Below are 9,618 nucleotides of genomic sequence, written 5' to 3'. Positions count from 1 at the left end.
TCGCAATCCACACCGAAACCAGAGGCCCTCGCCTCGTTCAAGCACCACTCACGGCGCGTCGCCTGTCACCAACGTGCCGGGACAACACAGCTAGGGGGTGTCCGGGGTGACGGTCAGCTCGACGTCCAGGACGGCTCCGTCCGCCGTGGTGAGACGGAGCAGATAGCTGCCCGCGTGCTCGTCGGTGAGGATCTTCGGAAGCGTCAGCTGTCCGAGGGCGTTGGTCTTCAGGCCGGTCAGGGTGCGGACCGGCTTGCCCTTCGCGTCGAGGAAGTACGGACCCTTGTCGTTCAGCTCGGGCTTCTTGGTGTCCTTGATCATGGTCGCGGTGACCGGGACGCCCGCAGCGGCCTTGCCCTTGTTGGTCGCCTTGACCGTGAGGAGATCGGCGAACGAGCCGCTGGTCCCGGCCTTGAACTCGCCCTCACCGAGGCGGGCCAGCGCATCGGCCTGCGGTACGGGGCGGGCCTTGACGGTCGCGGCGAAGTCGACCGGAGTCACCTGCTCGCGCCCCACGGCCGTGGCGCGCAGGGTGAAGGAGCCGGTCCGCTCGCCCGCGAGCAGCTTGGGGGCGGTGGCGGTGCCGTCCGGGCCGGTGAGCACGGTGACGGAACGCATGAGGCCGAGGAAGCGGGCGCTCGTCACGCCGCGGATCTCGTACTTCACGCGCGCCGCGGCCACCGGCTTGCCCTTGGAGTCCACCGCGCGGACCTTGGGGGACCCGGTGAACGTCTCCCCGGCGGTGGCGGTGAGCTGCTTGGCGCCGACCGCCGTCAGCTTGGCGGCGCCGGTGGGCTTGGGAGCGGGGGTGGTGGGCGGCGTGGTCGGCGGCTTGGGGAGCTGCGAACCAGGCGTCTGCCCCGGGTCGTCGTCCTTGCCGGGCGGGGGGGACGGGGAGTTCTCGGGCTCGTCGTCCGGCTTGGGCAGGGTGTGCATGCCGCCGTTGCCCTTGCCGGAATCCTTGTCCTTCTCCTTGCCCTTCTCGGAATCCTTGCCCCCCTTGCCGGATTCCTTGGAGCCGCCGCCGGGCGGGACGCTCTTCTCCGAGGGCAGCACGCCGGTGCCGTCGGGAACCTCGTGGGTGCCGCTCTTGTAGTACTCGAACCACGACAGGACGGTGTTCAGATACTCCTGCGAGTGGTTGTAACCGAGGATCGCCGCGTTGATGTCCTTCTGGACGGACAGATCACGGTTGTTGGCACACAGGTAGTACCCGGCGGCGAGCGCCGCGTCGTAGATGTTGTTGGGGTCCGAGCTGCCGTCCCCGTTGCCGTCCTGGCTCCAGTTCGCCCAGGTGGACGGGATGAACTGCATCGGGCCGACGGCCCGGTCGTGGGTGGTGTCCCCGTCGAACTCGCCGCCGTCGGTGTCCTTGATCAGGGCGAAGCCGTTGCCGTTGAGGGCCGGACCGAGGATGGGGCTGACGGTCGTGCCGTCGCTGTCCACGTTGCCGCCGCGGGCCTGGCCGGACTCGACCTTGCCGATCGCCGCGAGCAGCTGCCACGGCAGGTTGCAGCCGGGCTTGGAGTCCCGGAGTGTCGCCTCCGCCTTCTTGTACGCGGCGAGAACGCTCGCCGGGATACCCGCCTCGGCCCTGGTGCTGCTGCCCGGGAACCCGGGGAGGTCGATCGAGGAGCCCGGCTTGTCCGGCTTGGTCAGCGGCGGCAGATCGGTGTGGTACGAGGAGTCGCCGTCGATCGGCGTATCGGGCGACGGCTGCGCCCCACTGGCCCGGTCCCGGTCCCGGTGATCCCGGTCGCCGTGCCCCTGCGCGGCGAAACCGGGCGCCTGGGACGCGGTGAGGGCGGCCATCGCGGCCGCCGCCACCGCCGTCGTAGCCGCCCCCTTGCGCAGACGTCGGCCGATAAGCGGTGCCATTCGTGTGTCCCTCCCGTCGAACACAATGCGCTCCCCCGCGCGTCAACCCTGGTGACACTACGACAACTTAGGACCCGCGACCACCGGTGCCTACCGCCCGTCAGCGGCCATTCGAGGGCCGGGACTTGACGATTCCGCCAAGTGCGCCCGGGCGCCCCCTCAGTGCGCCGCCGACTCCCAGTCGGCACCGACGCCCACCGACACATCCAGCGGAGCGCTCAGTTGGAAGGCACCGGCCATCTCGCGCCGCACCAGCTCCTCGACCCGCTCCCGCTCCCCCGGCGCGATCTCCAGCACGATTTCGTCGTGCACCTGGAGCAGCATCCGCGACGAGAGTTCGCTTGCCGTCAACGCGGCGTCCACCTTCAGCATCGCGATCTTCACGATGTCGGCGGCGGTGCCCTGGATCGGGGCGTTGAGCGCCATCCGCTCGGCCATCTCGCGGCGCTGCCGGTTGTCGCTGGTGAGATCCGGGAGGTAGCGGCGGCGGCCGAGCATGGTCTCCGTGTAGCCGACGGCGCGCGCCTCTTCCACGACCCGCTGGAGATAGTCGCGGACGCCGCCGAACCGCTCGAAGAAGTTCTCCATGAGGCGGCGGGCCTCGTCCGGGCCGATGCCCAGCTGCCCGGAGAGGCCGAACGCCGAGAGCCCGTACGCCAGCCCGTACGACATGGCCTTGATCTTGCGCCGCATCTCCGGGTCGACCTCGGACTTCTCCACCCCGAACACCTGGGAGGCGACGGTGGTGTGCAGGTCCTCACCGGAGGTGAACGCCTCGATCAGGCCCTCGTCCTCCGAGAGATGGGCCATCACCCGCAGCTCGATCTGGCTGTAGTCGGCGGTCATCAGGGATTCGAAGCCCTCGCCGACGACGAAGCCGCGCCGGATCGCCCGGCCCTCGTCCGTGCGCACCGGGATGTTCTGGAGGTTGGGGTCGGTCGAGGACAGCCGCCCGGTCGCCGCCACCGTCTGGTTGAAGGTGGTGTGGATGCGGCCGCCGGGGGAGATCGTCTTGATCAGCCCCTCCACGGTGGAGCGCAGCCGGGCCTGCTCCCGGTGGCGCAGCATGATCACCGGGAGTTCGTGGTCGGTCTGCCCGGCCAGCCAGGCGAGCGCGTCGGCGTCCGTCGTGTACCCGGTCTTGGTCTTCTTGGTCTTGGGCAGGCCCAGCTCGTTGAAGAGCACTTCCTGGAGCTGCTTGGGCGAGCCGAGGTTGAACTCGTGGCCCACCGCGGCGTGCGCCTCCTTCACCGCCTGCTGGACGGCGCCCGCGAACTGCTGCTCCATGCGGTCCAGCCAGCCGCGGTCGGCGGCGATGCCGGAGCGCTCCAGCCGGGCCAGCAGCTCGGAGGTGGGCAGCTCCACATCGCTCAGCAGCCCGGCCGCGCCGACCTCCGCCAGCCGCTCGCGGAACGCCTCGCCGAGGTCGAGCACCGTACGCGCCTTGATCATCAGGGCGTCCTGCTCGGCCTGTTCGTCGGCACCGAAGGCGAGCTGCCCGCTGTCCGCGGCGGCCGCCGGGGACAGCTCGCGGCCCAGGTACTCGACCGACAGGGCGTCCAGTTCGAAGGAACGGCGGCCCGGCTTGACCAGATAGGCGGCCAGCGCGGTGTCCATGGAGACGCCCGCGACGGACCAGCCGTGCTCGGCGAAGACCCGCATGGTGCCCTTGGCGTTGTGCAGGACCTTCGGCCGGCCCGGGTCGGCGGACCAGGCCGCGAAGGCCCGCTCGTCGGCCTCGTCCAGCTCGGTGGGGTCGAAGCACACGGCGGGGCCGCCCGCGGTGGCCAGCGCGACCTCGCTGACACTGCCGCTGCCCAGCGCCCAGGTGTCCACGGTGGCCAGGCCCAGCGGCTCGGCGCCGCGGTCCGCCAGCCAGGGCGCCAGCTCGCCCGCGGCGATCCGCACCCCGTCGACCTCGACACCGGGGGCCGCGGCGGCCGGTTCCTCCTCGGCCGCGCCCGGGTCGACGGCCAGGACGCGGTCGCGGAAGTTCTGGTGGCGGAACTCCAGCGCGTCCATGATCACGGCCAGCGCGGAGCGGTCGTACGGCACGCGCTTGAGACCGTCGGGTCCCACGCCCAGCTCCACGTCCCTGACCAGCTCGGTCAGCTGCCGGTTGAGCTTGACGGACTCCAGGTGGTCGCGCAGCTTCTCGCCGACCTTGCCCTTGACCTCGGCGACCCGCTCCACCAGCTCCTGGAACGACCCGAACTGGTTGATCCACTTCGCGGCGGTCTTCTCGCCGACGCCCGGGATGCCGGGCAGGTTGTCCGACGGGTCGCCGCGCAGCGCCGCGAAGTCGGGGTACTGGCGCGGGGTGAGCCCGTACTTCTCCTGTACCTTCTCCGGGGTGAACCGGGTCAGCTCGGAGACGCCCTTGGTCGGGTAGAGAACCGTGACATGGTCGGTGACCAGCTGGAACGAATCGCGGTCACCGGTGACGATCAGCACCTCGAAGCCCTCGGCCTCGGCCTGGGTGGCGAGGGTCGCGATCACGTCGTCCGCCTCGAAGCCGTCCACCGCGAAGCGCGTGACGTTCATCGTGTCCAGCAGCTCGCCGATCAGCTCGACCTGCCCCTTGAACTCGTCCGGGGTCTTGGAGCGGTTCGCCTTGTACTCCGTGAACTGCTCGGAGCGCCAGGTCTTGCGCGAGACGTCGAACGCCACCGCCAGGTGCGTGGGCTGCTCGTCACGGAGGGTGTTGGCCAGCATCGAGGTGAAGCCGTAGATCGCGTTCGTCGTCTGGCCGGTGGTCGTGCTGAAATTCTCCGCCGGAAGCGCGAAGAACGCCCGGTATGCCAGGGAATGCCCGTCCAGCAGGAGCAGGCGGGGACGGTCCCCCGTGCGGTCGGGCGCGGGCGCTGCGGTCTTCTTCGATGCTTTCTCTGCCACGAACCCGATCCTGCCACGCCCCACCGACAACGCCGCCCGCCTCCCACCTCCCGCACCCGGCAGACCACACCGGGTGGTCCCAAAGTCCGTGACTCATGAAAGGATCGACGGGGGACCACCGCGCCGGCGAAACCCGTCGGCGAACCAAGTCGAAGCCGAGTGGACACAAGGGGAACGACATGGCAGCCAAGCCACCCGCAGGCGATCCGGTCCAGGACGCGCCGGAGGTCGTACCCCCGAAACACGCGGCCGCCGGCTTCCCCGCGGTCGGTCACTCCCTGCGCATCGCCCATCAGCAGATGGGAGTACGCCGCACCGCGCTCACCCTCCTCCAGGTCAACCAGAAGAAGGGCTTCGACTGCCCCGGCTGCGCCTGGCCCGAGCCGGACAAGCGGCACGCGGCCGAGTTCTGCGAGAACGGCGCGAAGGCCGTCGCCGAGGAGGCGACCCTGCGCCGGGTCACCCCCGACTTCTTCGCCGCCCACCCGGTGGCCGACCTCGCCACCCGCAGCGGTTACTGGCTCGGCCAGCAGGGGCGGCTCACCCAGCCCATGTACCTGCCCGAGGGCGCCGACGCCTACGAGCCGGTCAGCTGGGACCGCGCGTTCGACATCATCGCCGACGAACTGCGCGCCCTGGACTCCCCCGACGAGGCCGTCTTCTACACCTCCGGCCGCACCAGCAACGAGGCCGCGTTCCTCTACCAGCTCTTCGCCCGCGAGTTCGGCACCAACAACCTGCCCGACTGCTCCAACATGTGCCACGAGTCCTCGGGCTCGGCGCTGACCGAGACCCTGGGCGTCGGCAAGGGCAGCGTGCTGCTGGAGGACCTCTACAAGGCCGACCTGATCATCGTCGCCGGACAGAACCCGGGCACCAACCATCCGCGGATGCTCTCCGCGCTGGAGAAGGCCAAGGCCAACGGCGCGCGGATCATATCCGTCAATCCGCTGCCCGAGGCAGGTCTGGAGCGGTTCAAGAACCCGCAGAACGCCAAGGGACTCGCGGGCGGCGGCACCTCGCTCACCGACCTCTTCCTCCAGATCAAGATCGGCGGCGACCAGGCCCTCTTCCGCCTCCTCAACAAGCTGATCCTGGAGGCTTCCGACAAGACCCCCGGCGTGGTCGACGAGGACTTCATCGCCGAGCACACCCATGGCTTCGAGGAGTTCGCCGCCGCCGCCCGCGACGCCGACTGGGACGAGACGCTGAGCGCCACCGGCCTGGAGCGCGACGAGATCGACCGCGCGCTGCGCATGGTCCTCGCCTCCAAGCGCACCATCGTCTGCTGGGCGATGGGCCTGACCCAGCACAAGCACTCCGTGCCCACCATCCGGGAAGTCGTGAACTTCCTGCTGCTGCGCGGCAACGTCGGCCGCCCCGGCGCCGGGGTGTGCCCGGTGCGCGGCCACAGCAATGTGCAGGGCGACCGCACCATGGGCATCTTCGAGCGGCCCGCGCCCGCCTTCCTGGACGCCCTGGAGAAGGAGTTCGGCTTCGCGCCGCCGCGCGAGCACGGCTTCGACGTCGTCCGCGCCATCCGCGCGATGCGCGACGGACAAGCCAAGGTCTTCTTCGCCATGGGCGGCAACTTCGTGGCCGCCTCCCCCGACACCGACGTCACCGAGGCCGCGATGCGCGCCGCCCGGCTGACCGTCCACGTCTCCACCAAGCTCAACCGCTCCCACGTGGTCACCGGCGCCCGCGCGCTGATCCTGCCCACCCTCGGCCGCACCGAACGGGACGTCCAGGACGGCGGGCCGCAGTTCGTCACCGTCGAGGACTCGATGGGCATGGTGCACGCCTCGCGCGGCCGACTGGAGCCCGCGAGCCCCCAGCTGCTCTCCGAACCGGCCATCGTCTCCCGGCTGGCCCGGCGCGTGCTGGGAGACGGGAGCAGCACCCCGTGGGAGGAGTTCACCAAGGACTACGCCACGATCCGGGACCGCATCGCGGCCGTCATCCCCGGCTTTGAGGACTTCAACGCCAAGGTGAGCAACCCGTCCGGGTTCGCCCTGCCGCACGCCCCGCGGGACAGCCGCAGCTTCCCGACCACCACCGGCAAGGCCAACTTCACCGCCGCCCCCGTGGAGTACCCGAAGGCCCCCGAGGGCCGGCTGCTGCTCCAGACCCTCCGCTCCCACGACCAGTACAACACCACCATCTACGGCCTGGACGACCGCTACCGCGGCATCAAGAACGGCCGCCGGGTGGTGCTGGTGCACCCCGAGGACGCCCGCGCCCTCGGCCTCGCCGACGGCGACTACACCGACCTGATCAGCGAGTGGACGGACGGCGTGGAGCGCCGCGCCCCCGGCTTCCGGGTGGTCCACTACCCGACCGCGCGCGGCTGCGCCGCCGCGTACTACCCGGAGACCAACGTGCTGGTGCCGCTGGACGCCACCGCCGACACCAGCAACACCCCGGCCAGCAAGTCCGTGGTGATCCGCCTGGAGCAGACCCGTCCCGTCTGACGGGTCACCCCGTCTAAGCGTTCGCTCAGCCGCCTGATAAGAAGGGGCCATCACCAGCAGGTGGCCGTCGCCAGCCGACGGCCACCCTGAGCAACCGAACGGAGCCGGTCCGATGGGCGAGCAGGCCAGCGTGAAGTTCCCGCAAGAGGTCATCGACGAGTACGCGGCACTCGGCGTCGACCTCCTCGCGCTGTTCTCCGCCGGCCACCTCGGCACCCGCATGGGCGTGCAGATCATCGAGGCCTCCGCGGAGCGGGTCGTGGGCACCATGCCCGTCGAGGGCAACACCCAGCCGTACGGGCTGCTGCACGGCGGCGCGTCCGCCGTGCTCGCCGAGACCCTGGGCTCGGTGGGCTCGATGCTGCACGGCGGCAGCGGCCGGATCGCGGTCGGCGTCGACCTCAACTGCACCCACCACCGCGGGGCGCGCTCCGGCCTGGTCACCGGCGTCGCCACCCCCGTCCACCGGGGGCGCTCGACCGCCACGTACGAGATCGTCATCAGCGACGAGCAGGACCGCCGGGTGTGCACCGCCCGGCTGACCTGCCTGCTGCGCGAGGCGGAGGGCCTGCCGAAGCCGTAGAGCGCCCCGCCCAGCCTCATCTCACTCACAGAAGCGGCACCCCCGGATCCGGGGGTGCCGCTTCTGTTTGCGCACCGCACTAAGTAAGGGCGGCCGGAATCGCTCGCCGTACTTGTAACACTCCGTAACACACGCGCAATAAAAGATCGAGCGCGCTCACCTCGTGACGTCATCGATGACGACCTCTCCCCGACGCCGTGGGCACGCGCCTCCACACTTCGTTCGCAAGTTCCCCCGACTGCTTAGCGGAACTGCAGCTTCTCACTATCCGGACCTCATGAATCGTCCGTAAAGACCCACTTTGTCTCTTCCGTTCCGCTACACCGACACAAGAACGTGACCTGGGTCATAACAAGACAGTCACATCATGGGCTGCACCTCTGCCCCCTGTTGCGCCCCGCCCTTACATTCACAGTCAGTCACGACCCCCGACGGGTGTTCGCCAGCACCTGTACGGCTGTAACAGATCCACCGGCGCGGACACGGCGCCCCATCCAGAGGGGCGGCCGGGCCAGGGAAAGGATTCTTCGTGCGACAGCGCTCCTTGCTCATCCTGACGACCGCGATCACCGCGGGAGCCCTCACCCTCAGCGCCTGCGGTTCGCGCGGCCAGACCGACAGCGGGGACAAGAACAAGAAGACCACCGTCGTCATCGGCGTCGACGCCCCGCTCACCGGCTCCCTGTCGGCGCTCGGCCAGGGCATCAAGAACTCCGTCGACCTCGCCACCAAGGTGGCCAACAAGCAGAACGAGGTCCCCGGCGTCACCTTCAAGATCAAGTCCTACGACGACCAGGCCGTGCCGTCCTCCGGCAAGCAGAACGCCACCTCGATGGTGGACGAGGACACCATCCTCGGCACGGTCGGCCCGCTGAACTCCGGCGTCGCCCAGTCCATGCAGGGCGTCTTCGCCAAGGCGGACCTGGCCGAGGTCTCCCCCGCCAACACCAACCCGGCGCTCAGCCAGGGCGACGCATGGGCCTCGGGCAAGAAGTCCCGCCCGTTCAAGACCTACTTCCGCACCGCGACCACCGACATCATCCAGGGCCGCTTCGCCGCGCAGTACTACTACAAGGACGCGAAGAAGCGGAAGGTCTTCGTCGTCGACGACAAGCAGACCTACGGCGCCGGGCTCGCCAAGATCTTCGCCCAGGAGTTCAAGCGCCTCGGCGGCACCGTGGTCGGCACCGACCACCTCACCGTCAAGGAGACCGACTTCTCCGGCATCGCGGGCAAGGTCAGGTCCTCCGGCGCCGACTCCGTCTACTTCGGCGGCCAGTACCCCGAGGGCGGACTGCTGTCCGACCAGATCAAGCAGGCCGGGGCGCAGGTCCCGGTGATGGGCGGCGACGGCATCTACGACCCCGCCTTCATCAAGGCGTCCGGCACCAGCAACGACGGCGACCTCGCGACCTCCGTCGGCTACCCCGTAGAAGACCTGCCCTCCGCCAAGTCGTTCGTCAAGAACTACGCGGCCCAGAAGTACCCGGACCCGTACGGCGCCTACGGCGGCTACTCCTACGACGCCGCCTGGGCCATCGTCCAGGCCGTCAAGGCCGTCGCCGCCGACAACGACGGCAAGCTCCCCGACGACGCCCGCGCCAAGATCACCGAGGCGCTGAACAAGGTCTCGTTCGACGGCGTCACCGGCAAGGTCTCCTTCGACAAGTACGGCGACACCACCAACAAGCAGCTCACCGTCTACCAGGTGAAGAACGGCGCCTGGAAGGACGTGACGAGCAGGACCTTCAAGGACTGATCCCAGGGCAACACCCCGCCCAGCCACGC

At 69.7% G+C, this 9,618-nt stretch carries 5 protein-coding genes; 3 read left to right on the top strand and 2 right to left on the bottom strand.

Annotation, left to right across the window (positions count from 1 at the left end; genetic code table 11):
* Window positions 1-90: 90 nt before the first annotated feature.
* Both ACH4TL_RS27645 and polA read right to left on the bottom strand, forming a co-directional pair.
* Window positions 91-1,878, bottom strand: a complete 1,788-nt coding sequence (locus ACH4TL_RS27645) for a lytic transglycosylase domain-containing protein (protein ID WP_398319763.1) — start codon at window positions 1,876-1,878, stop codon at window positions 91-93.
* A gap of 159 nt (window positions 1,879-2,037) precedes the next feature.
* Window positions 2,038-4,773: a DNA polymerase I gene (polA, locus tag ACH4TL_RS27640; protein WP_398319765.1), complete on the bottom strand. Its 2,736-nt coding sequence runs from the start codon at window positions 4,771-4,773 to the stop codon at window positions 2,038-2,040.
* A gap of 179 nt (window positions 4,774-4,952) precedes the next feature.
* Between polA and ACH4TL_RS27635 the strand changes: the two genes are divergently transcribed.
* The 3 genes from ACH4TL_RS27635 (at window position 4,953) to ACH4TL_RS27625 (ending at window position 9,589) form a co-directional block, all read left to right on the top strand.
* On the top strand, window positions 4,953-7,247 hold the full coding sequence (locus ACH4TL_RS27635; RefSeq protein WP_398319768.1) for an FdhF/YdeP family oxidoreductase: 2,295 nt from the start codon (window positions 4,953-4,955) through the stop codon (window positions 7,245-7,247).
* Between the two features lie 112 nt (window positions 7,248-7,359).
* Entirely contained in the window at window positions 7,360-7,830 is a 471-nt protein-coding gene (locus ACH4TL_RS27630) for a PaaI family thioesterase (RefSeq protein ID WP_398319771.1), read from the top strand.
* Window positions 7,831-8,359: 529 nt separating this feature from the next.
* Entirely contained in the window at window positions 8,360-9,589 is a 1,230-nt protein-coding gene (locus ACH4TL_RS27625) for a branched-chain amino acid ABC transporter substrate-binding protein (RefSeq protein ID WP_398319774.1), read from the top strand.
* Window positions 9,590-9,618: the final 29 nt, after the last annotated feature.

The sequence above is a fragment of the Streptomyces sp. NPDC021115 genome, assembly GCF_044333065.1.
In the GTDB taxonomy this organism is placed as follows: domain Bacteria; phylum Actinomycetota; class Actinomycetes; order Streptomycetales; family Streptomycetaceae; genus Streptomyces.
The sequence above is the reverse complement of the archived record's forward strand: the minus strand, read 5'-3'. Positions and strand labels throughout refer to the sequence as shown.

Bases quoted from the DNA above. Each gene is read 5' to 3' on its own strand.
- ACH4TL_RS27645 (WP_398319763.1), bottom strand. From the start codon at position 1,878: ATGGCACCGCTTATCGGCCGACGTCTGCGCAAGGGGGCGGCTACGACG.
- ACH4TL_RS27635 (WP_398319768.1), top strand. From the start codon at position 4,953: ATGGCAGCCAAGCCACCCGCAGGCGATCCGGTCCAGGACGCGCCGGAG.
- ACH4TL_RS27630 (WP_398319771.1), top strand. From the start codon at position 7,360: ATGGGCGAGCAGGCCAGCGTGAAGTTCCCGCAAGAGGTCATCGACGAG.